25 protein-coding genes and 2 pseudogenes are annotated in these 20,140 nt (G+C 66.8%); 4 read left to right on the top strand and 23 right to left on the bottom strand.

All coding sequences use genetic code 11. The annotated features are described in order from the left end of the window. Positions 1-46: 46 nt before the first annotated feature. From rplR to rplC, 17 genes and pseudogenes are all read right to left on the bottom strand, one after another. Positions 47-397, bottom strand: a complete 351-nt coding sequence (gene rplR / locus WD271_13745; protein ID MEX1008892.1) for a 50S ribosomal protein L18 — start codon at positions 395-397, stop codon at positions 47-49. A 36-nt stretch (positions 398-433) separates the two neighbouring features. Continuing rightward, positions 434-973 (bottom strand): 50S ribosomal protein L6, encoded by a 540-nt coding sequence (rplF, locus tag WD271_13740; GenBank protein ID MEX1008891.1) that lies wholly within the window; start codon positions 971-973, stop codon positions 434-436. 4 nt (positions 974-977) lie between these two features. Then, on the bottom strand, positions 978-1,379 hold the full coding sequence (gene rpsH / locus WD271_13735) for a 30S ribosomal protein S8 (GenBank protein MEX1008890.1): 402 nt from the start codon (positions 1,377-1,379) through the stop codon (positions 978-980). Between the two features lie 7 nt (positions 1,380-1,386). Further along, the gene (locus tag WD271_13730) at positions 1,387-1,572 is read right to left on the bottom strand and encodes a type Z 30S ribosomal protein S14 (protein MEX1008889.1); all 186 of its coding nucleotides are present in this window, start codon (positions 1,570-1,572) and stop codon (positions 1,387-1,389) included. 129 nt (positions 1,573-1,701) lie between these two features. Continuing rightward, positions 1,702-2,280, bottom strand: coding sequence for a 50S ribosomal protein L5 (rplE, locus tag WD271_13725; protein MEX1008888.1), 579 nt, complete (start codon positions 2,278-2,280; stop codon positions 1,702-1,704). Then, on the bottom strand, positions 2,277-2,597 hold the full coding sequence (gene rplX, locus WD271_13720; GenBank protein MEX1008887.1) for a 50S ribosomal protein L24: 321 nt from the start codon (positions 2,595-2,597) through the stop codon (positions 2,277-2,279). Before rplX ends, rplE begins: the two co-directional genes overlap by 4 nt. Further along, positions 2,597-2,965: a 50S ribosomal protein L14 gene (gene rplN / locus WD271_13715; GenBank protein MEX1008886.1), complete on the bottom strand. Its 369-nt coding sequence runs from the start codon at positions 2,963-2,965 to the stop codon at positions 2,597-2,599. Before rplN ends, rplX begins: the two co-directional genes overlap by 1 nt. An 81-nt stretch (positions 2,966-3,046) precedes the next feature. Further along, positions 3,047-3,319 carry a 30S ribosomal protein S17 gene (gene rpsQ, locus WD271_13710; GenBank protein MEX1008885.1) on the bottom strand — a complete coding sequence of 91 codons (273 nt, stop codon included), beginning with the start codon at positions 3,317-3,319 and terminating at the stop codon, positions 3,047-3,049. 11 nt (positions 3,320-3,330) lie between these two features. Beyond that, on the bottom strand, positions 3,331-3,558 hold the full coding sequence (gene rpmC / locus WD271_13705) for a 50S ribosomal protein L29 (GenBank protein MEX1008884.1): 228 nt from the start codon (positions 3,556-3,558) through the stop codon (positions 3,331-3,333). Continuing rightward, entirely contained in the window at positions 3,555-3,971 is a 417-nt protein-coding gene (gene rplP / locus WD271_13700; GenBank protein MEX1008883.1) for a 50S ribosomal protein L16, read from the bottom strand. The genes rpmC and rplP overlap by 4 nt, the downstream gene beginning before the upstream one ends. Before the next feature lie 388 nt (positions 3,972-4,359). After that, a pseudogene (rpsC, locus tag WD271_13695) lies at positions 4,360-4,980 on the bottom strand (30S ribosomal protein S3). Between the two features lie 33 nt (positions 4,981-5,013). Beyond that, complete coding sequence (gene rplV, locus WD271_13690; protein MEX1008882.1) at positions 5,014-5,568, bottom strand: 50S ribosomal protein L22; 555 nt, start codon at positions 5,566-5,568, stop codon at positions 5,014-5,016. Beyond that, positions 5,568-5,846 carry a 30S ribosomal protein S19 gene (rpsS, locus tag WD271_13685; GenBank protein ID MEX1008881.1) on the bottom strand — a complete coding sequence of 93 codons (279 nt, stop codon included), beginning with the start codon at positions 5,844-5,846 and terminating at the stop codon, positions 5,568-5,570. The genes rplV and rpsS overlap by 1 nt, the downstream gene beginning before the upstream one ends. A gap of 3 nt (positions 5,847-5,849) precedes the next feature. Then, a complete protein-coding gene (rplB, locus tag WD271_13680) occupies positions 5,850-6,686 on the bottom strand; it encodes a 50S ribosomal protein L2 (protein ID MEX1008880.1) in 837 nt (278 codons plus the stop codon). A gap of 5 nt (positions 6,687-6,691) precedes the next feature. After that, the gene (gene rplW / locus WD271_13675; protein MEX1008879.1) at positions 6,692-6,988 is read right to left on the bottom strand and encodes a 50S ribosomal protein L23; all 297 of its coding nucleotides are present in this window, start codon (positions 6,986-6,988) and stop codon (positions 6,692-6,694) included. Further along, positions 6,985-7,662: a 50S ribosomal protein L4 gene (gene rplD, locus WD271_13670; protein ID MEX1008878.1), complete on the bottom strand. Its 678-nt coding sequence runs from the start codon at positions 7,660-7,662 to the stop codon at positions 6,985-6,987. Before rplD ends, rplW begins: the two co-directional genes overlap by 4 nt. Then, a complete protein-coding gene (gene rplC, locus WD271_13665; GenBank protein MEX1008877.1) occupies positions 7,659-8,339 on the bottom strand; it encodes a 50S ribosomal protein L3 in 681 nt (226 codons plus the stop codon). Before rplC ends, rplD begins: the two co-directional genes overlap by 4 nt. A gap of 275 nt (positions 8,340-8,614) precedes the next feature. On the opposite strand from rplC, the gene WD271_13660 reads away from it, so the two are divergent. Both WD271_13660 and WD271_13655 read left to right on the top strand, forming a co-directional pair. Further along, positions 8,615-8,827 (top strand): type II toxin-antitoxin system VapB family antitoxin, encoded by a 213-nt coding sequence (locus tag WD271_13660; GenBank protein MEX1008876.1) that lies wholly within the window; start codon positions 8,615-8,617, stop codon positions 8,825-8,827. Next, positions 8,818-9,240, top strand: a complete 423-nt coding sequence (locus WD271_13655) for a PIN domain nuclease (GenBank protein MEX1008875.1) — start codon at positions 8,818-8,820, stop codon at positions 9,238-9,240. Before WD271_13660 ends, WD271_13655 begins: the two co-directional genes overlap by 10 nt. A 7-nt stretch (positions 9,241-9,247) precedes the next feature. Here the strand turns inward: WD271_13655 and rpsJ are convergent, their stop codons facing one another. The 5 genes from rpsJ to rpsL all read right to left on the bottom strand — a co-directional run bounded on the left by rpsJ (position 9,248) and on the right by rpsL (position 14,271). Then, on the bottom strand, positions 9,248-9,574 hold the full coding sequence (rpsJ, locus tag WD271_13650; protein ID MEX1008874.1) for a 30S ribosomal protein S10: 327 nt from the start codon (positions 9,572-9,574) through the stop codon (positions 9,248-9,250). Positions 9,575-9,617: 43 nt separating this feature from the next. Then, the gene (tuf, locus tag WD271_13645) at positions 9,618-10,808 is read right to left on the bottom strand and encodes an elongation factor Tu (GenBank protein MEX1008873.1); all 1,191 of its coding nucleotides are present in this window, start codon (positions 10,806-10,808) and stop codon (positions 9,618-9,620) included. Between the two features lie 77 nt (positions 10,809-10,885). After that, entirely contained in the window at positions 10,886-12,970 is a 2,085-nt protein-coding gene (fusA, locus tag WD271_13640) for an elongation factor G (GenBank protein ID MEX1008872.1), read from the bottom strand. Positions 12,971-13,338: 368 nt separating this feature from the next. Further along, positions 13,339-13,809, bottom strand: a complete 471-nt coding sequence (rpsG, locus tag WD271_13635) for a 30S ribosomal protein S7 (protein ID MEX1008871.1) — start codon at positions 13,807-13,809, stop codon at positions 13,339-13,341. A gap of 90 nt (positions 13,810-13,899) precedes the next feature. Next, positions 13,900-14,271: a 30S ribosomal protein S12 gene (gene rpsL / locus WD271_13630; protein ID MEX1008870.1), complete on the bottom strand. Its 372-nt coding sequence runs from the start codon at positions 14,269-14,271 to the stop codon at positions 13,900-13,902. Between the two features lie 163 nt (positions 14,272-14,434). Between rpsL and WD271_13625 the strand changes: the two genes are divergently transcribed. Then, a complete protein-coding gene (locus tag WD271_13625; protein MEX1008869.1) occupies positions 14,435-15,169 on the top strand; it encodes an SAM-dependent methyltransferase in 735 nt (244 codons plus the stop codon). A gap of 679 nt (positions 15,170-15,848) precedes the next feature. Next, on the top strand, positions 15,849-16,211 hold the full coding sequence (locus WD271_13620; GenBank protein MEX1008868.1) for a type II toxin-antitoxin system prevent-host-death family antitoxin: 363 nt from the start codon (positions 15,849-15,851) through the stop codon (positions 16,209-16,211). Between the two features lie 223 nt (positions 16,212-16,434). On the opposite strand, the pseudogene WD271_13615 reads toward WD271_13620, so the two are convergent. Next, a pseudogene (locus WD271_13615) lies at positions 16,435-20,140 on the bottom strand (DNA-directed RNA polymerase subunit beta').

Raw genomic sequence — 20,140 nt, 5'->3', positions numbered from 1 at the left:
CGAGTTGACCGTCGGCCATTGCAGCCTCTTCCTCTTCTCTTCTCTTCTAGACCTCGAGTCCGGCTTCGCGCACGGCGTCGGCGACACCCGCAACCCGACCGTGGTACTTGAAGCCGCCGCGATCGAGCACGACGGTGTCGATGCCGGCAGCCTTCGCGCGTTCCCCCACGAGCTTTCCGACCTGCTTCGCCGCTTCGACCGTGGAGGTCGCGCCGGTGAACCCCTTCTCCTTCGTGGACGCGGCCGCGAGCGTGCGACCGTGCACGTCGTCGATGACTTGCGCGTACACATGCTTGTTCGAACGGAACACCGCGAGCCTCGGACGCTCGGGCGTGCCGCTTACCTTCTTGCGTACACGCCGGTGCCGGCGTTCTCGTGCGACCTGTCGGTTGTGCATCGTGATCTTCCTCGTCCCAAGAACTCAGGCGTTTGGCTACTTCGCCGACTTGCCGGCTTTACGCAGCACGTGCTCGTTGGCGTAGCGGATGCCCTTGCCCTTGTAGGGCTCGGGCTTGCGGATCTTGCGGATGTCGGCGGCAACCTGACCCACGAGCTGCTTGTCGAAGCCGCGCACCGTGATGCGGGTGGGCGCGGGCACCTCGAACTCGATTCCTGCCGGCGCGTCCACGTGCACCGGATGCGAGTAGCCGACCTGGATCTCGAGCCGCTGCGGTCCTGCCGCCGCTGCCCGGTAGCCCACACCCACGATCTCGAGCTCGCGCACAAAACCTTCCGACACACCAATGACCATGTTCGCGACCAACGAACGCGTGAGCCCGTGAAGCGCACGGTTCTCGCGCTCGTCGTCGGGGCGCGCCACGATCAGCTCGTCGCCTTCGCGCGAGATCGTGATCGTCTCGGGCGCGTCGTGCTCGAGCGTTCCCTTCGGCCCCTTCACCGTGACGTGACCGCCGTCGATCGTGACCTCGACGCCGCTCGGAACCGGAATGGGCATCTTGCCGACACGCGACATCTCGTCACCACACCTGACAAAGGATCTCGCCGCCCACGCGGCGCTCCCGCGCCTCGCGGTCGGTCATGAGTCCCTGATTGGTCGACAGGATCGAGATGCCCATGCCGCCGAGAACGCGCGGCACGGTCTCGGCCTTCGAGTAGACACGCAGCCCCGGCTTCGAGATGCGCCGCAGGCCCGAGATGGTGCGCTTCCGATCCGGCGTGTACTTCATCAGAATCTTGAGTTGCCGGCCCGGCCGCGTCGTGTCCTTCTCCACTCCGAAGCCGGTGATGTACCCCTCGCGCTCGAGGATCCGCGCGAGCGCTTCCTTGAGCTTCGAGGACGGCATCACGACGTCGTCGTGGAACGCGGTGTTGGCGTTCCGGATGCGCGTGAGCATGTCGGCGATGGGGTCGGTCATCATCGCTGCATCACCACGACGCCTTCGTCACGCCGGGCACCTCGCCGGCATGCACCATCTCGCGCAAGCAGACGCGGCAGAGCCCGAAGCGCTGGTACACGGAGCGCGCGCGCCCGCATCGGCGGCAGCGCGTATACGCGCGCACCTTGAACTTCGGCTTCCGCTGCTGCTTCTGCACGAGTGCCTTTTTTGCCATCGTTATTCGCTCGCTCTCTGCGAGCCGGGGTACCCGGCTCGCGGTCGTTCGCTCGCTGGCGAGCTTCCTCTGCTCGCTCCCGCTCGCTCCGGTCGCCGCGTCGTTGTCACGTCTTGTCCTCTTCGTGGCTCATGTCTGAGACTCCTCGCGGCGGAAGGGGAAGCCGAGGGCTCCCAACAGAGCCCGGCCTTCGTCGTCGGTGGCGGCGGTCGTGACGATCGTGATGTCCATCCCGCGGACAGAGTCGATCTTGTCGTAGTCGATCTCGGGGAAGATCAGCTGCTCGGTGACCCCGAACGTGTAGTTCCCCCGACCGTCGAAGGCGATCGGATTCATGCCGCGGAAGTCGCGGATCCGGGGGATCGCGACGCTGACGAGGCGGTCGTAGAACTCCCACATGCGATCGCCGCGCAACGTGACCTTCGCGCCGATGGCGTTGCCTTCGCGGAGCTTGAAGCCGGCAATCGACTTGCGCGCGCGCGTGACCTGCGGCTTCTGCCCGGTGATCACACCGAGATCGGTGACCGCGCCGTCGAGCAACGACTGCGTCTGCGTGGCCCGCCCGACGCCGCAGTTGAGCACGATCTTCTCGAGGCGCGGCACCTGCATCACGTTGCCGAGCGCCAGCTCCTGCTGGAGCGCGGGCCGCAACTCCGTGAGGTAGCGCTCCTTGAGTCGCGGGCGCGGACGCGCCTCTGCCTGCGTCACAGCTCCGCTCCACACTTGCGGCACACCCGAACCTTCTTGCCGTTGGCCCCCGTGCGGTAGCCCACCTTCACCGGGCCGTCCTTACCGCAGACGATCATCAGGTTCGACACGTGGATCGGCATCGCCTTGTCCTGGATCCCGCCCTGCATCGTGGCCCGAGTGGGCTTCTGGTGCTTCTTCGCGACGTTGATCAGCTCGGCACTCTCGACGACCACCATGTTGCGCTCGGGATACACGTGCGCAACCTCACCGGTCTTGCCGATGTCCTTGCCCTGGATCACCTGGACCCGGTCGCCCTTCTTCAGCCGCATCTTCATCAGAGCACCTCCGGTGCCAACGACACGATGCGCATAAACCTGCGGTCACGCAGCTCACGGCCGACCGGACCGAAGATGCGCGTGCCCCGCGGCTGCATCTGCTCGTTGATGAGCACGGCCGCGTTCTCGTCGAACCGGATGTAGCTCCCGTCGGGACGGCGCTTCTCCTTCTTGGTGCGCACCACGACGCACTTCACGACATCACCCTTCTTCACGGCCGCGCCGGGAACGGCTTCCTTGACCGTGGCGACGAAGATGTCACCGATGCTCGCGTAACGACGCCGCGTGCCCCCGAGCACCTTGATGCAGAGGACTTCGCGCGCACCCGAGTTATCAGCCACCCGAAGGCGACTTTCCTGCTGAATCACCTGACTACTCGCTCGCTCTCTGCGAGCCGGGATTCGCGGCTCGCGGCCGTTCGCTCGCTTCGGTTGCCGCGTCGCGCAGACTCATCGTGCTCTCTCCAGTACTTCCACGACGCGCCAGCGCTTCAACCGCGACATCGGGCGTGTCTCCGCAAGGCGGACGCGGTCGCCCTCGTGCGCGTCGTTCGCCTCGTCGTGCGCGTACAGGTGGCTCGTGCGCTGCATCGTCTTGCCGTAGCGCCGGTGGCGCACGCGATCGATGACCGCGACGACCACCGTCTTGTCCATCTTCGTCGACACAACGATGCCCTCACGGACCTTGCGTTGTGACGTTCGTTTCGGCGCTTCCTCGGCCACCGCCAACTCCTCTACTGACCTGCTCGACTGGCGTGCTGCTCGGCAGCGGCGATCTCGCGCTCGCGCAGCAGCGTCTCGATGCGGGCAATCTCTCGGCGTACCTGGGGAAGGCGCGCGATGTTGTCGAGCTGGCCGGTGGCGTTCTGGAAACGCAGGTTGAACAACTCTTCCTTCGTCTCTCCCAGCCGGTACTCCAACTCGGTGTCGTTCAGCTCGCGCAGCTCTTTGGGGGACGTCATGTCTCGTCCTGACGCACGACGAAGCGCGACTTGATCGGCAGCTTGTGCATGGCGAGGCGCATGGCCTCGCGCGCAGTGGGCTCGGGCACGCCCGACAGCTCGAACATCACGCGGCCCGGCTTCACCACCGCGACCCAATGCTCGGGGTTGCCCTTCCCCGACCCCATGCGCGTCTCGGCGGGCTTCTGGGTGACGGGCTTGTCGGGGAAGATGTTGATCCACACCTTCCCGCCACGGCGGATGTATCGAGTCATCGCGATACGGGCTGCTTCGATCTGACGGTTCGTGATCCAGCCCGGCTCGAGCGCCTGAATCCCGTAGTCGCCGAAGGTGACCCGCGTACCACCCTTCGCAACGCCGGACATGCGCCCGCGCTGCGTCTTGCGGTGACGGACCTTCCGCGGCATCAACATGGGCTAGTCCTCCTTCCGCTCTTGGCGGCTTCGCCGCCGGGCCGCTCGGCCGCCTTCGCTGCTCGGCGGGATACCCGCCTCGCGACGCTCAGTCTTCGTCTCCGTGGAACTTCGGCGCCTCGTGGTGCTGGCGGGTACGGCGCTCGATCTCTTCTTCTTCAGCGAGGAGTCGCTCGAGTTCGGGGTCGGCTTCCTTCACGAGCGGGCTGGCCTGTTCTGTGAGGTCGTCGGTCTCGCCGTCGATCTGGTTCGCTTCCGCGGCCGGTCGGCGACGCCCACCGCCCGCACTCACCACGCGGCGCGTCGGACCCTGGCCCGACGTGTCGCCGACCGCCATCGCGGCCTCCTTGCGGATCTTGTCCTCGGCGGCAGATTTGTAGGGCAGGATCTCGCCCTTGTAGATCCAGACCTTCACGCCGATCCGGCCGAACGTCGTCTTCGCCTCCGCCCCGCCGTAGTCGATGTCGGCGCGGAGCGTGTGGAGCGGCACGCGGCCCTCCCGGTACGACTCTCGGCGCGACATCTCGGCGCCACCGAGGCGACCGCTGCACTGCACGCGGATCCCCTGGGCACCGGCCTTCATCGCAGTCTGCAGCGCGCGCTTCATCGCGCGCCGGAACGAGACGCGCCCGGTGAGCTGGTCGGCGACACCTTGCGCGATCAGCGTGGCGTCGAGCTCGGGCTTGGCGATCTCCTGGATGTTGAAGTGGATCTTCGGGTTGCCGGTGATCTTCAGCAGCCCGGCACGCAGACGGTCGGCCTCGGCGCCGCGCCGCCCGATCACGATGCCGGGGCGCGCGGTGTATACGTCGACGCGCAGACGGTCACGCGTCCGCTCGATCTCGACCCGACCCACCGCGGCGCGCTCGAGCTGGCTCAGCAGGTAGTCGCGGATCTTCCAGTCCTCGATGAGCTGGTCGCGGTACTCGGCATCCTCGGCGAACCATCGCGATTTCCAGTCGGTGGTGATTCCGAGCCGGAACCCGTACGGATTGACCTTCTGTCCCATTATCTTGGCTGTCCCATTATCTTGGCTGTCCCATCACTTGTCCCCCTCCGATTCGGAGGTTTCGTCTTCGGTCTGGTCGACCTCCTCGACCGACGCTTCCTCCGGCTCGTCGTCGTGGTCGTCGTGATCGTGATCCCCGGCTTCGGCTCGGGGGGGGCGGCGCCGGCTCTCGGCGACCCGTCGACGGCGGCTGACACGTGAGGGGGCTGGCACCGCGGCCTCGCGCTGGCGGCGTCGCTCGAGCTCGTCGTCGTCGTAACGGGCCACGACGATCGTGATGTGGCTCGTGCGCTTCTTGATCGGGCCGTAGCGGCCACGCGCTCGCGGACGACCGCGCTTGAGCGTGGGTCCCTCGTCGGCGAACGCTCGCACGACGAAGAGTTCGTCTTCGGGCACGTTGTCGTTGTGCTCGGCGTTCGCGATCGCCGAGTCCAGCAGCTTCATCACCGGCTCGGAAGGTCCGCGCTCGCAAAACCGCAGGATCTCGCGCGCTTCGTTCGCGTCCTCACCGACGATGAGACGCAGCACCTGCCGAATCTTCGACGGCGACGCGCGGTGGTAGCGCAGGCGGGCAATGGTCTCGGGCATCAGCGCCGACTCGATCGCTCTTGGCCGGCGTGGTACCGGAACGTACGCGTTGGTGCGAACTCGCCGAGCTTGTGCCCGACCATCGCCTCCGTGAGGTACACGGGCACGTGCTTACGGCCATCGTGGACCGCGATCGTGTGACCGACCATGTCGGGCGTGATCGTGGACCGGCGCGACCACGTCTTGATCACCTTGCGGTCGCCGGAATCGTTCATCGCGTCGACCTTCTTCTGGAGATGGTCGTCGACGAAGGGCCCCTTCTTCAGGCTGCGCGGCATCGATTACCTCCGGGCGCCGCGGCCACGGCGGCGGCGGATAATGAGCTCATCGGATTTCTTGCCCTTCTTGCGGGTGCGACCCTCGGGCTTGCCCCACGGCGACACCGGGTGGCGGCCGCCGGAGCTCTTGCCCTCGCCCCCACCGAGCGGATGGTCGACCGGGTTCATCGCGACGCCGCGCACGTGCGGGCGCTTGCCCCGCCAGCGATTGCGCCCCGCCTTCCCGATCTTCACGAGACCGGCTTCGGCGTTGCCGACAGAACCCACGGTGCCGCGGCAGTCGATCGCTACCCTCCGCATCTCCGTGGACGGGAGCCGCAGGGTGGCGAAGAGACCTTCCTTCGCCACGAGTTGGATGGCGGTGCCGGCGCCGCGCCCGAGCTTGCCGCCCGCGCCCGGCTTGAGCTCCACGTTGTGCACGGTGGTTCCCACCGGGATGTAGCGCAGCGGCAAGGCGTTGCCGGGCCGGATCTCCGAGCCCTGGCCGCTCTGCAGCATGTCGCCCACTTCCAAGCCGTTCGGGGCGAGGATGTATCGCTTCTCGCCGTCGACGTAGTGGAGGAGCGCGATGCGTGCGTTGCGGTTCGGGTCGTACTCGATCGACGCCACCTTCGCGGGCACACCGTCTTTGTCGCGACGGAAGTCGATGACGCGGTACTTGCGCTTGTGGCCACCGCCGCGGTGACGCGACGTCATCCGGCCGTACGAGTTCCGACCACCCGTTCGCGGCTTCGGCTTCGTAAGCGACTTCTCCGGACGGTCGCGCGTGATCTCCGCAAAGTCGGAGACGGTCTGGAAGCGCCGACCGGGGCTCGTGGGCTTGCGTTTGCGAACTGGCATCGTGTTCAGCTCCCGAAGATCTCGATGCGATCGCCTGCGGCGAGCCACACGACGGCACGTTTGCTGGACGCGCGCTGACCATAGGTACCGGTGCGCCGGTTCCGCTTGCGCTTGCCCTTGCGATTGAGCGTGTTCACGTTCGTGACGCGCACTCCGAAGATCGACTCGACTGCGTTCTTGATCTCGATCTTGTTGGCATCGGGCGCGACGACGAACGTGTAGACGTTCGCGTCGAACGCGGCGTAGGACTTCTCCGAAACCACCGGACGGATGAGGATGTCGCGCGGGTTCTTGGCGGTCACGCCTGCTCCTCGTCCATCCGCTCGATGTCTGCTTGACCGAAGTGCGCGATGGAAGTCACTAAGGAATCGCGACTGAAGACCAGCCAGTCGCTGACGAGGACGTCGTAGGCGTTGAGCTCGCGCGGCAGCACGAGCCTCACGCGGTCGCCGAGATTGCGGAACGACTTCCACACCACAACCTCTGAGTTGTCGAGCACGATCAACACGCGATCGTCGCGCTCGCCCTTGGTCCGGAGACCGAGCGCGCCGAGCACTGCGAGCGCGTCCTTCGTGCGGGGCTCGCTCATTCCCCAGTCGTCGACGACGAGCACCTTGCCCTCGGCCGCGCGGTCGGACAGCGCCGAACAGAGGGCGAGCCGGATCATCTTCTTGGGGGTGCGCTGCCGGTAGCTGCGCGGCTTGGGCCCGTGGGCGACGCCGCCACCTCTCCACTGCGGCGAGCGGATCGAGCCCTGCCGCGCACGACCGGTGCCCTTCTGGCGCCACGGCTTCGCTCCGCCGCCCGCCACTTCGGCGCGCGTCCTGGTGCTCTGCGTGCCGGCGCGGGCCGCGGCCAGCTGCGCGGTGACCACCTGGTGCATCACCGCGACGTTGGGCGTGATGCCGAACAGGTCGTCGGGGGCGTCCACCGAGCCGGCTCCGCCTCCCGCCGCGAATTTCACGTCGAACTTCATGCCGCGCTCCCCGATTTACTGGCCGCCTGGCCCTGCTTCGCGGGCGCCTTCACCGCGTTGCGGACGAACACGAGCCCACCGGTGGGTCCGGGGACCGCGCCCTTGACGAGCAGCAGTCCGCGCTCGGCGTCGCCCTCCACCACCTCGAGGTTCAGCGTGGTGATGCGCGTGTTGCCGTGCTGCCCGGCCATCTTCATGCCTTTGAAGACACGCGCGGGCGTTGCGCACGCGCCGATCGAACCGGGCGACCGGTGCTTCTTGTGATTGCCGTGGCTCGCGCCCTGGCCCTTGAAGTTGTGCCGTTGCATCGCGCCGGTGAAACCTTTGCCCTTGCTGATGCCGGTGACGTCGACACGCTCACCGGACTCGAAGACGTCGGCGCCGAGAACCTGCCCGACCTCGAAACCGGAGAGGTCGTCGACGCGGAGCTCGGCGAGATGGCGCAACGCAGGAGCGTCGGCTTTCTTCAGGTGCCCGAGCTCGGGCTTCGAGAGCCGCTGCTGCTTCGTGGCCCCGAAGGCGAGCTGGACCGCGGCGTAGCCGTCGCGCTCGGGCGTCTTCAGCTGGACGACGCTGCAGGGCCCGGCCTCGATCACCGTCACCGGGACGACGCGGTTCTGGTCGTCCCAGATCTGGGTCATGCCGAGCTTGCGCCCGAGAATGCCTTTCGCAGCCATCTCTGTCTCTCGTGCTCTTCCGCTCACGCGAACGCTCCGCCCGGCAAGTCCCGGCGGAGCGTCATCGGTTGTGCCGTGCGGTCCTGCGCGAACCAGAATCCCGGAGCATGAGCGCAGCCTGCACGGACTTCAGTTGGTGAACTGGTCCGGTCAGATGCCGATCAGCCTGGTGGAGAGCCGATCAGCGAGCCTGGAAAGACTACCGGCATGGCGTCTGCCGCACCAACCGGTCATCGGTATATCCTACAAGGCGGTCGATGGATATACTCCGCCACATGACGAAGCACCTCGTCGACATCGACGACGACAAGCTCGCCAAGGCACGCGAGCTGGCCGGAACGCCCACGATCAAGGCCACGGTCGACCGCGCACTCGACGAGCTGATCGCGCTGCGACGGCGGATCGCGCTGCTCGAGGATCTCCGCGACCCCGAGGTATTCGACTTCGGCGACGACCCCGATGAGTTCCGAGCTTCGGGATGGCGCTGAGCGAGCGAGTCGTCGCCGATACCAGCGTGCTCACTCGCGTCCAACGCCCCGAAGTCGACACTCAAGTCGCGCCGGCGATTGTCGGTGGTCTCATCCACACGTGCGCGATCGTCCGTCTCGAGGTGATGCGAGGCTTGCAAAGCCGCGCACGCTGGCGGATCGCGCTCGACAACCTGCGGGAGCTGCCCGAAATTCCGATCACTGCCGAAACGTGGATGCGCGCCGAGGAAGTGCAGGGACTGCTCGTGTCACGAAGCCATCACACCGCAGTGAAGATCGCTGACCTCGTGATCGCCGCGGTCGCGGAGATTGCCGGTCTGCCGGTGATCCACTACGACCGCGACTTCGACCTCATCGCCGAAGTCACCGGCCAGGACGCGCGTTGGGTCGTTCCGAAAGGCTCGATCGACTGATGGTGCGCTAACTCGCTTGGATCTTGATCTCGATGCTGACGCCGGCGGGCAGATCGAGCCGCTGGAGCGATTCGACCGTCTTGCTCGTGGGCTCCACGATGTCGAGCAGGCGCTTGTGGATCCGCATCTCGAAATGCTCGCGGGAGTCCTTGTCGACGTGGGGAGAGCGCACGACGCAGAAGCGCCGGATCTCGGTGGGAAGCGGCACTGGGCCGCGCACCTTCGCCTGCGTCCGAACCACCGTCTCCACGATCTTCTTCGTCGACTGGTCGACGATCTCGTGGTCGTAGGCCTTCAGCCGGATCCGGATCTTCTGACCCTTGGAATCTGCCATCGCTCTCGTCTCTCGGATCCGTCGCTAATGCTCTGGCTCTGACCTACTTGATGACGCTGATGACGACGCCCGAGCCCACGGTGCGACCACCCTCGCGGATGGCGAAGCGCAGTCCCTCGTCCATGGCGATCGGCTTCTGGAGCTCCACCACCATCTCGGTGTTGTCACCGGGCATCACCATCTCGACGCCCTCCTGCAGCGCGATGCTGCCGGTGACGTCGGTGGTGCGGAAGTAGAACTGCGGGTGGTAGTTCGCGAAGAACGGCGTATGCCGCCCACCTTCTTCCTTCGTGAGCACGTAAACCTGGGCGTTGAACTGGGTGTGCGGCGTGATCGCGCCCGGCTTCGACAGCACCTGGCCGCGCTCGACCTCTTCTTTCTTCGTGCCACGGAGGAGGGCGCCGATGTTGTCGCCCGCGCGACCCTCGTCGAGGATCTTGCGGAACATCTCGACACCGGTGCAGACGGTCTTCGTGGTGGGACGGAGGCCGACGATCTCGATCTCCTCGCCGGTCTTCACCATCCCGCGCTCGACGCGGCCCGTGACGACGGTGCCGCGACCGGTGATCGAGAAGACGTCCTCGATCGGCATCAGGAACGGCAGGTCGATGGCGCGGTGGGGCTCCGGAATGTAGGTGTCGACCGCTTCCATCAGCTCGACGATCTTCGAGCCCCACTCGGCATCGCCCTCGAGCGCCTTCAGCGCCGACACCCGCACGATCGGCGTGTCGTCACCGGGGAACTCGTACTGGTTGAGCAGCTCGCGCACCTCGAGCTCCACGAGCTCGAGGATCTCCTCGTCGTCGACCATGTCGGCCTTGTTGAGCGCGACGACGATCGACGGCACACCCACCTGGCGGGCGAGCAGCACGTGCTCACGCGTCTGGGGCATCGGGCCGTCGGTGGCGGCGACCACGAGGATCGCGCCGTCCATCTGCGCGGCACCGGTGATCATGTTCTTGATGTAGTCGGCATGGCCGGGACAGTCGACGTGCGCATAGTGGCGGTTCGGCGTCTCGTACTCGACGTGCGTGATGGCGATCGTGATGCCGCGAGCCTTCTCCTCCGGCGCCTTGTCGATGTCGTCGAACGCGGAGAACGTGTTGTGCTCGGGGTCGGACTCCGACAGCACCTTCGTGATCGCGGCCGTGAGCGTGGTCTTGCCGTGGTCGATGTGGCCGATCGTGCCGATGTTGAGGTGCGGCTTGTTCCGCTCGAACTTCGCCTTGGCCATGACTCTTCCCTTGCTCCTGCTCTCGGATCTGGCTCTCGGATCCGGCTCTCGGATCCGGCTCTCGGATCGGTGCGCGGTTACTCGCCGCGTACTCTCTTGATGATCTCCTCGGCGATCGACTCGGGCACCTGCTGGTACGAGTCGAATTGCATCGTGTAGGTCGCGCGACCCTGGGTGCGCGAACGAAGGTCCGTAGCGTAGCCGAACATCTCGGCCAGCGGCACCTGACAACGCACCACATGGGACGTACCGCGCTGCTCCATCCCTTCGACACGACCGCGGCGTGAGGAGAGGTCGCCGATCACGTCACCCATGTAGTCCTCCGGCGTGACGACCTCGACGGCCATGATCGGCTCGAGAAGCACGGGGCGCGCCTGGCGGACCGCCTTCTTCAGCGCCATCGATCCGGCGATCTTGAACGCCATCTCGCTCGAGTCGACGTCGTGGTACGAGCCATAGGTGAGGATCGCCCGGATGTCGACGAGTGGGTAGCCCGCGAGCACCCCGCCCTCGAGCGCCTCCTGCATCCCGGCGTCGACAGCCGGGATGTACTCGCGCGGGATGACGCCACCGGTGATCTTGTCGACGAACTCGTAACCGCCGCCGGGGCCCGTCGGCTCGAGCGAGATCACGACGTGGCCGTACTGGCCGCGGCCGCCGGTCTGGCGGATGTACCGCTCCTCGACCTTCTCGACCGGGATCGTGATCGTCTCGCGGTACGCAACCTGCGGCTTGCCGACGTTGGCGACGACGGAGAACTCGCGCACCATGCGGTCGACGATGACGTCGAGGTGGAGCTCGCCCATCCCGGCGATGATCGTCTGACCGGTCTCTTCGTCGGTGCGCACCTGGAAGGTGGGGTCTTCCTCCGACAGCGCGCCCAGCGCCTTGCCGAGCTTGTCTTGGTCGACCTTGGTCTTCGGCTCGATGGCGACGGAGATCACCGGCTCCGGGAAGTCCATGCGCTCGAGCACGATCGGGTGGCTCGGGTCGCACAGCGTGTCACCGGTTGTGGTGTTCTTGAGGCCGACGACGGCGACGATGTCGCCCGCGAAGACGGCTTCCTTGTCTTCGCGGTGGTTGGCGTGCATCTGGAGGATGCGCCCGACGCGCTCCTTGCGATCCTTGGTGGCGTTGAGCACCTGGCTACCGGCGGAGAGCTTGCCGGAGTACACGCGGAAGTAGGTGAGCTTCCCGACGTACGGATCACTCATGATCTTGAACGCGAGCGCGGCGAACGGCTCGTCGTCGGACGCCTCCCGCACGACCTCGTGTTCGTCCTTGCCGGGTTGGATTCCGGTGATCGAGGTCACGTCGACCGGGCTGGGCAAATAGTCGACGACGGCGTCGAGGAGTGGCTGGACGCCCTTGTTCTTGAACGCGGTACCACACAGCACGGGTACGACGTCACCGGCGACGGTGGCAGCGCGCACCGCCTGACGGAGGTCCTCGGCGGTGATCACCTCGTCGCCGACGTACTTCTCGAGCACGGTCTCGTCGAACTGGCTCACGACGTCGACGAGCTCGTGACGCCAGTGCTCGGCATCGGCCTGGAGCTCGGCCGGGATCTCGATCTCGTCGTAGCTCTCGCCCATGCCGTCTTCCCACACGAGTGCCCGCATCCCGAGCAGGTCGATCACACCGCGGAAGCCGCTCTCGACGCCGATCGGGAGCTGCGTGAGCGCCACGGTCGCGTCGAGGCGGTCCTTGATCATCTCGACGCAGCGGAAGAAGTCGGCACCGACGCGGTCCATCTTGTTGATGAAGCACATGCGCGGCACGTTGTACTTGTTGGCCTGACGCCACACCGTCTCGGTCTGGGGCTCGACACCCGCGACCGCGTCGAACACCGCGACCGCGCCGTCGAGGACACGCAGCGACCGCTCCACCTCGACGGTGAAGTCGACGTGGCCGGGCGTGTCGATGATGTTGATCCAGGTGTCGCGCCACCGACACGTGGTGGCAGCGGACGTGATGGTGATGCCCCGCTCCTGCTCTTGCGGCATCCAGTCCATCACCGCGGCGCCCTCGTGAACCTCACCGATCTTGTAGGTCTTGCCCGTGTAGTAGAGGATCCGCTCAGTCGTGGTGGTTTTGCCGGCGTCGATATGCGCCATGATCCCGATGTTGCGCACCCGCGCGAGGGGAACCTCCCGGAACACCGGGCCCCCCTTCGTCTTCACGTGCGTTGCTTCAACTGCCATTTCTCTTTTTCTTTCCCATTCCCAAAGATGCGGTGCGATTTTCGATCTACCAAGTATGAACGCCTACCCACTCTCGACCGTTCCATTACTCGCCTCAACAGCACGCACTGAAGGCGCAGGACCCGGCGTGTCGACGCTCGGCCGATTGCGCCCGGCGGGCAGAGACCCTCACTCGTTGAGCCCGGTTTTCGCCGCCAAGGCGGAAACCGGCAGGGGCTCAGCCCGGTCAAGGGCGCCGGTCCGAGCGGCCGGCATGCCGGCGTCCGGAGCCGCCCAGAGTGCGAGCTACGAAGCCAGCGAGGACACGAGGAACCAAGTCAAAGGCATCACCACCGGTAGTGCGCGAACGCCTTGTTCGACTCGGCCATCTTCTGCAGGTCGTCTTTGCGCTTGATCGACGCCCCGATTCCGTTGCTGGCGTCCATCAGCTCGTTGCCGAGCCGCTCCGCCATCGTCTTCTCGCGCCGCTGCCGCGCGTAGCCCACGATCCAGCGCACCGCGAGTGTCGTCGCGCGCCGCGGGCGCACCTCGACTGGCACCTGGTAGGTGGCGCCACCGACACGACGGCTGCGCACCTCGAGTGCGGGGCGAACGTTCTCGACCGCGCGCTTCAGTGTCGCGACGGGGTCGCTGCCGGTCTTCTTCTCGACGTCGGCGAGCGCGTCGTAGACGATCTTCTCGGCAATCGAGCGCTTGCCGCGCTGCAGGATCTTGTTGACGAACTGCGTGACGACGACCGATCGGTGAACCGGGTCGGGCATGAGGTCGCGACGCGGAGCGGGTCCCTTGCGAGGCATCCCTATCTCCCACTCTCGGCGGCTACGCCGCCGGGCCGTTCGGGCCCCGGTTCGCTACTCGCCGGGATACCCGGCTCGCGGACGCTCACCTCAGGCGTCCTTCTTCGCGCCGTACTGGCTGCGGGCCTGTCGGCGGCCGGCAACACCACTCGCGTCGAGCGCGCCGCGCACGATCTTGTAGCGAACCCCCGGAAGGTCGCGGACCCGACCGCCGCGCACGAGCACGATCGAGTGCTCCTGGAGGTTGTGGCCGACGCCCGGGATGTAGGCGGTGATCTCGACGCCAGTGGTGAGACGGACACGCGCCACCTTGCGCAGCGCGGAGTTGGGCTTCTTCGGCGTGTGGGTGAACACGCGCGTGCAGACGCCCCGGCGTTGCGGCGATCCCTTGAGCGCGGGCGTTTTCGACTTCTCGCGGCTACTGGTGCGCCCCTTGCGGACGAGTTGCTGGATGGTGGGCAAGCTGGGTCCTCTTGAGTGCTGTTCGCGCGTGGAAGAAGCGAATTCGGATCGAGGGACAACGGATGGACCGGCGACCAATGGACCGGCGACAGGGGGGCGGCGCCAGGCCGGCACATCAGGATAGCGGGTCGAGCCGCGCTTGGCGCAAGTAGCGTCACCAGGGTTGGCGAAGCGCAGACAACCGCGGATGGTGCCCCTCGCGGAGGCAGTCGTGGCGCAGCATCCCGAGATCTTGGATGCCGACGACGCCATCGAGACGGGGCGGGTACTGGTCGGCGGCAAGCCCCTGTTGAACCCTCGGGCGCGGGTTCCCGCGTCAGCCCCGATCACCGTGGAGCCCGAGGTGGTGCTCCGCGGGGCCGCGAAGCTCGAGGCGGCAATCAGCACGTTCGACGTGCGTGTCGAGGGCAGGATCGCGCTCGATGCCGGCGCGGCGGCCGGCGGCTTCACCACGGTTCTTCTCGCGCACGGCGCGGCGCGGGTCTACGCGGTCGACGCGGGCTACGGACAGCTCCGCGGCACGCTCCGTCAGGATCCGCGCGTCGTGAACCTCGAGCGCACGAATCTGGGGGAGCTCACGACCGGTCTCGTGCCTGACCCCGTGGAGCTGGTGACGCTCGACCTCTCGTATCTCTCCTTGAGCCGGGCGGTCCCCGAACTCGAGCGGGTGCAGCTCGCACCGGATGTCGACCTGATCGCGCTGGTCAAGCCGATGTTCGAGCTCGGGCTCGCCAACGCGCCCGACGACCGCGAGCAGCTCGAGGCCGCCGTTTCCGCTGCACGGCGCGGCGTCGAGGACGCCGGATGGCGGGTGCTCGCCGAGATGGGGTCGCCCGTACGCGGCGCGCGTGGGGCGGTGGAGTTCCTCGTGCACGCGAGCCGTTGGTCAGGTCAGTAGCCGAATCATCACCGGACCTGATGTCACCGGCAAGTTCCTCCTCCGCGTACTCGACCACCGCCGCGTGCGCACCCGGCGCTGGTCGGCCGAATTCCGTGAACGGTCATGTGCGCCACGATCGACTTTCGGACCGCGTCGTACGCGAGGCTGTAGGCACCCTCTCGATCACGCTCGGCGACCACCCCCGCGCTGTCGACGTGACGCGCTGCCTCGATCAGCAGGGCGTTCGCTCGCCTCGTGTCGATCGGCACGCGCTCGAGCCGCCGTTCCGCGATGAGCGCCTGCGTGCGCTTGGTGACCACTCCCAGAGCCTCAGAGAATCCGGACGAGAGGCCGGGCCTTCACTTCGCTGAGAAAGACGTCGTCATCGGCTCTCTGCCACTCGTCTGCACTCCGGACCACAACCTGGACGGTTGCTTCCAGCTCGCGTGACAGCTGCCGGCAGACCGCGGTCAACGCTGAGAGATCAGGGGTGCCGACGACCAGCAGATCGATGTCTCGGGGAGGTGGACCTTCCTCGCCGTGGTAGCGCGCCGCCCACGACCCGAAGACGAAGGCCAGAGTGGAGGGCGATTGTCAAACATTCCCGTACATATGTGCGGAAGTGTCGAACAAACAATCCCTCGGTTCGGGCCGCGCGAGGCGACTGGCGCTCACACACGTGCTACGCGGTAGCACCATGGCTCTCGAAGAGGTCGGCGTCCGCCAGCTCCGTCAGCAGGCGAGCGCCTACCTGCGCCGGGTCGCCGAAGGCGAGTCGTTCGTGGTCACCGATTACGGGAAACCGGTCGCCGTCCTCGCCTCCACCATGGAAGCCGTCCGAGCCCGGTCAGAAGAAGTGGTGCAGCGTCTCGTCGACGCCGGTGAGTATCCATCGGTCGACGCCGCGCTCGCCGAGGACGCCGCCCGTCTGGCCGAGCGCGCGCGGCACCGGATCATCGGCGACGCCCCTCGGAGGTACGACTCGGCCCCGACGACGGCATGCCAGCCAACTGCGCATTGTCATTCGACAACGCGACCGTCACCGGCCGTCGCGTGCTGAGCGTGGATCAGGTCGCGGCGGCGTCCCCGAGGTCGCCTGAAGCATCGGACGCGCCGTCGGCGGAGCCGTTCGACTCGACCGCCACGGCCGCGAACGCGGCCGCGTCTTCGTCGAGCGTGGTCGCGCTCGTGTCGGCGAGCCACGCTGCGAGGTCGAGATCGCCGTCGGCATCCGTGTCGGACGAGTAGAACGGCAACGGCTCGTAGTCGGGCGCGTGCGTGGCGATGTCGCGGTAGCGGTTCATCCCCGTGCCGGCCGGGATCAACTTGCCGATGATCACGTTCTCCTTCAACCCGACCAGGCGGTCGACTCGGCCCTCGATCGCGGCTTCGGTGAGCACGCGGGTGGTCTCCTGGAACGACGCCGCCGAGAGCCACGAGTCGGTGGCGAGCGACGCCTTGGTGATCCCCATGAGCTCCGGCCGACCCTCGGCGGGCTGCTTGCCGTCGGCCACGAGGCGCCGGTTGATGTCGGCGAACTCGCGAGCGTCGGCCTTCTGGCCCGGGAGATAGTGGGAGTCGCCCGGTTCCGAGACCCCGACGCGCCGGAGCATCTGCCGCACGATGACCTCGATGTGCTTGTCGTGGATCGACACGCCCTGCTCGCGGTACACCTTCTGCACCTCGTCGCTGAGGTACTGCTGAGTCTCGCGGATGCCCCTGACCTCGAGGATCTTCTTCGGGTCGATGGGCGTCTTCGAGTCGCCCGTGAGCTGCTGGCCGGCCACAACTTCGACGCCCTCGGCGATCCCCGGATACAGGTGGGTGCGGCGGGTGACCACGTGCGCGTCTTCCGCGCCGTCGTCCCCGAAGGCCGTGAGCACGCGCTCGCCCTTCTCGTTCTCACTGATCCGGACGACGCCCGAGATGCCGGCCATCACCGCAGCGCCCTTCGGCGTGCGGGCTTCGAACAGCTCGACGACACGAGGAAGCCCGTGCGTGATGTCCTCACCGGCGATGCCGCCGGTGTGGAACGTGCGCATGGTGAGCTGCGTGCCCGGCTCGCCGATGGACTGGGCGGCGATGATGCCGACCGCCTCGCCCTGGTCGACGAGCTTGTTGGTCGCGAGCATGGTGCCGTAGCAGAGCGCACACACACCCTTGAGCGACTCGCACGTGAGGACGGAGCGCACCCGCACACGCGTGACACCCGGGTCGGATGCCATCGCGCGGAGCTCGACTTCCTTGACCTCGGTGTTCCGCGGCAGCGTGGTGCCGTCGGCGAGCGAGATGTCGTCGACGAGGCACCGACCAAGCAGCTTGGTCTCGAGCACGCGCAGGTTCTCGGGCTCGTCGGTGACCGACTCGACCCAGATGCCGCGCGGGCTCTCGCAGTCGTCCTCGCGGACGATCAGCTCCTGTGCAACGTCGACGAGACGACGAGTGAGGTAGCCGGAGTCGGCGGTACGGAGCGCGGTGTCGGCGAGACCCTTGCGCGCGCCGTGCGTGGAGATGAAGTACTCGAGCACCGACAGGCCTTCACGGAAGCTCGACTTGATCGGCCGCGGGATGATCTCACCCCGCGGGTTCGCCACCAAGCCGCGCATACCGGCGATCTGCTGCACCTGGAGCAGGTCACCACGAGCACCCGAGCCCACCATCATGTCGATCGGGTTGAACGTCCCGGCGTGCATCTCCTGCTGGACCGCGTCGCGGACCTTGAACGTGGCCTCGGTCCAGACCTCGATCTCCTTCTGGCGACGCTCCTCGTCGGTGATGATGCCGCGCTCGAACTGCTGCTCGACCTTGTCGGCCTCGCCCTCGAACTGTTCGAGCAACGACGCCTTCATTGCCGGCGTCTTCACGTCGGAGATCGAGATCGTGAGCGCCGAACGCGTGGCGTACTCGAAGCCGAGGTCCTTCAGCTTGTCGAGGCTCTCGGCAACGATCGCCCGCGGGTAGCGCTCGACGAGCTTGCTGGCCAGCTCGGTGAGGTCGCGCTTCCTCACCGGGTCGTCGTGGAAGGGGAAGTCGGGCGGGAACGCCTCGTTGAACATCAGGCGCCCGAGCGTGGTCTCGACCAGCACCGACTCTCGCGGGTCGCCGTTGTTGGGGTTGCGGCGCAGGACGATCGAGTTCGGGTTGTCCTCGTCGCGCAGGGGGAACTGGTCCTCGGGGAAGCGACCGGCGGGCATCCTCACCTTGATCTTGGCGTGCAGCGACACACCGTCGAAGCCGGTGTCGGAGTCGACCGGGGCGGGAATCTCGGAGGATCCGTTGCCGACGGGAACGAGCCGCTCGTCGTGGGCGAGGATCGCCTCGTCGAGCGACGCGAAGGCGCGCCCCTCGCCGGGAGCACCCTCGACGACCTCGGTGAGGTAGTAGGCGCCGATGATCATGTCCTGGGTGGGCACGGTGATGGGCCGCCCGTGCGCCGGCGACAGGATGTTGTGCGCCGAGAGCATCAGGATGCGCGCCTCGGCCTGCGCTTCGGCCGACAGTGGCAGGTGCACCGCCATCTGGTCACCGTCGAAGTCGGCGTTGAACGCGGTGCAGACGAGCGGGTGGATCTGGATGGCCTTGCCCTCGACCAGCACCGGCTCGAACGCCTGGATGCCGAGGCGGTGGAGGGTTGGGGCGCGGTTCAGGAAGACCGGGTGCTCTTTGATGACCTCTTCGAGCACGTCCCACACCTGCGGGCGCGCGCGCTCCACCATCCGCTTCGCGGACTTGATGTTCTGCGCGTACTCGAGGTCGACGAGCCGCTTCATCACGAACGGCTTGAACAGCTCGAGCGCCATCTGCTTGGGCAGACCGCACTGCTGAAGCTTGAGCTGCGGGCCGACGACGATGACCGAACGGCCCGAGTAGTCGACACGCTTGCCGAGCAGGTTCTGGCGGAACCGGCCCTGCTTGCCCTTCAACATGTCGGAGAGCGACTTGAGCGCGCGGTTGCCGGGACCCGTGACCGGGCGGCCCCGGCGGCCGTTGTCGAACAGCGCGTCGACGGCCTCCTGGAGCATGCGCTTCTCGTTGTTGATGATGATCTCGGGCGCGCCGAGGTCGAGGAGCCGCTTCAGCCGGTTGTTGCGGTTGATGACGCGGCGGTACAGGTCGTTGAGGTCGGACGTCGCGAAGCGGCCACCGTCGAGCTGCACCATCGGGCGCAGGTCCGGCGGGATCACCGGTACCGCGTCGAGCACCATGCCCATCGGCGAGTTGATCTTGCGGCCGTCGTCGTCGACGCGGTTGAACGCCGAGATCACCTTGAGCCGCTTGATGCCCTTGGCCTTCCGCTGGCCCTTGCCGGTCGCGATGATCTCCTTGAGGTTGAGCTCCTCGAACTCCATGTCGATGCGGGAGATGAGGTCCTTGATCGCCTCGGCGCCCATGCCGCCGGCGAAATACTCCTCGTAACGGTCCCGGAGCTCACGCCACACGCGCTCGTCGTCGACGAGCTGCTTCGGCGAGAGACCACGGAACGTGTCCCACACCGTCTTCTGGAACTCGAGCTCGGCGTCGTGACGGGCGCGGATGTCTTCGAAGTCCTTGTTGCGCGCCTTCTCGGCCCGCTCGAGCTCGTTCTTCTTGGCGTCGCGGTCTTCCATCTCCGCGAGCTCGGCCTCGTACTCCTCGTCACGCGTGCGGAGCGCGAGCTCGCGCTTCTTCTCCACGTCGGCGATCTCGGCCTTGATGTCGCCTTCGAGCTGCGCGAGGTCCTTGTGGCGGCGCTCTTCGTCGACCCACGTGATGATGTGCGCGGCGAAGTAGATGACCTTCTCGAGGCTCTTCGGCGCGATGTCGAGGAGGTAGCCGAGGCGGCTCGGGACACCCTTGAAGTACCAGATGTGCGTGACGGGTGCGGCCAGCTCGATGTGCCCCATGCGCTCGCGGCGCACCTTCTGTCGTGTCACCTCGACACCACAGCGTTCGCAGATGATGCCCTTGAACCGGACACGCTTGTACTTGCCGCAGTAGCACTCCCAGTCC

This window comes from Acidimicrobiia bacterium, from assembly GCA_040880805.1.
GTDB lineage: Bacteria > Actinomycetota > Acidimicrobiia > IMCC26256 > DASPTH01 > DASPTH01.
Note: the sequence above shows the minus strand (reverse complement) of the source record. Positions and strands in the feature narration are given on the sequence as shown.

Excerpts from the sequence above, each read along its gene's own strand:
- rplR (MEX1008892.1), bottom strand. The coding sequence starts at position 397 with ATGCACAACCGACAGGTCGCACGAGAACGCCGGCACCGGCGTGTACGC.
- rplF (MEX1008891.1), bottom strand. The coding sequence starts at position 973 with ATGTCGCGTGTCGGCAAGATGCCCATTCCGGTTCCGAGCGGCGTCGAG.
- rpsH (MEX1008890.1), bottom strand. The coding sequence starts at position 1,379 with ATGATGACCGACCCCATCGCCGACATGCTCACGCGCATCCGGAACGCC.
- WD271_13730 (MEX1008889.1), bottom strand. The coding sequence starts at position 1,572 with ATGGCAAAAAAGGCACTCGTGCAGAAGCAGCAGCGGAAGCCGAAGTTC.
- rplX (MEX1008887.1), bottom strand. The coding sequence starts at position 2,597 with ATGAAGATGCGGCTGAAGAAGGGCGACCGGGTCCAGGTGATCCAGGGC.
- rpmC (MEX1008884.1), bottom strand. The coding sequence starts at position 3,558 with ATGACGTCCCCCAAAGAGCTGCGCGAGCTGAACGACACCGAGTTGGAG.
- rplP (MEX1008883.1), bottom strand. The coding sequence starts at position 3,971 with ATGTTGATGCCGCGGAAGGTCCGTCACCGCAAGACGCAGCGCGGGCGC.
- rplV (MEX1008882.1), bottom strand. The coding sequence starts at position 5,568 with ATGCCCGAGACCATTGCCCGCCTGCGCTACCACCGCGCGTCGCCGTCG.
- rpsS (MEX1008881.1), bottom strand. The coding sequence starts at position 5,846 with ATGCCGCGCAGCCTGAAGAAGGGGCCCTTCGTCGACGACCATCTCCAG.
- rplB (MEX1008880.1), bottom strand. The coding sequence starts at position 6,686 with ATGCCAGTTCGCAAACGCAAGCCCACGAGCCCCGGTCGGCGCTTCCAG.
- rplD (MEX1008878.1), bottom strand. The coding sequence starts at position 7,662 with ATGAAGTTCGACGTGAAATTCGCGGCGGGAGGCGGAGCCGGCTCGGTG.
- rplC (MEX1008877.1), bottom strand. The coding sequence starts at position 8,339 with ATGGCTGCGAAAGGCATTCTCGGGCGCAAGCTCGGCATGACCCAGATC.
- WD271_13660 (MEX1008876.1), top strand. The coding sequence starts at position 8,615 with ATGACGAAGCACCTCGTCGACATCGACGACGACAAGCTCGCCAAGGCA.
- WD271_13655 (MEX1008875.1), top strand. The coding sequence starts at position 8,818 with ATGGCGCTGAGCGAGCGAGTCGTCGCCGATACCAGCGTGCTCACTCGC.
- rpsJ (MEX1008874.1), bottom strand. The coding sequence starts at position 9,574 with ATGGCAGATTCCAAGGGTCAGAAGATCCGGATCCGGCTGAAGGCCTAC.
- tuf (MEX1008873.1), bottom strand. The coding sequence starts at position 10,808 with ATGGCCAAGGCGAAGTTCGAGCGGAACAAGCCGCACCTCAACATCGGC.
- rpsG (MEX1008871.1), bottom strand. The coding sequence starts at position 13,809 with ATGCCTCGCAAGGGACCCGCTCCGCGTCGCGACCTCATGCCCGACCCG.
- WD271_13620 (MEX1008868.1), top strand. The coding sequence starts at position 15,849 with ATGGCTCTCGAAGAGGTCGGCGTCCGCCAGCTCCGTCAGCAGGCGAGC.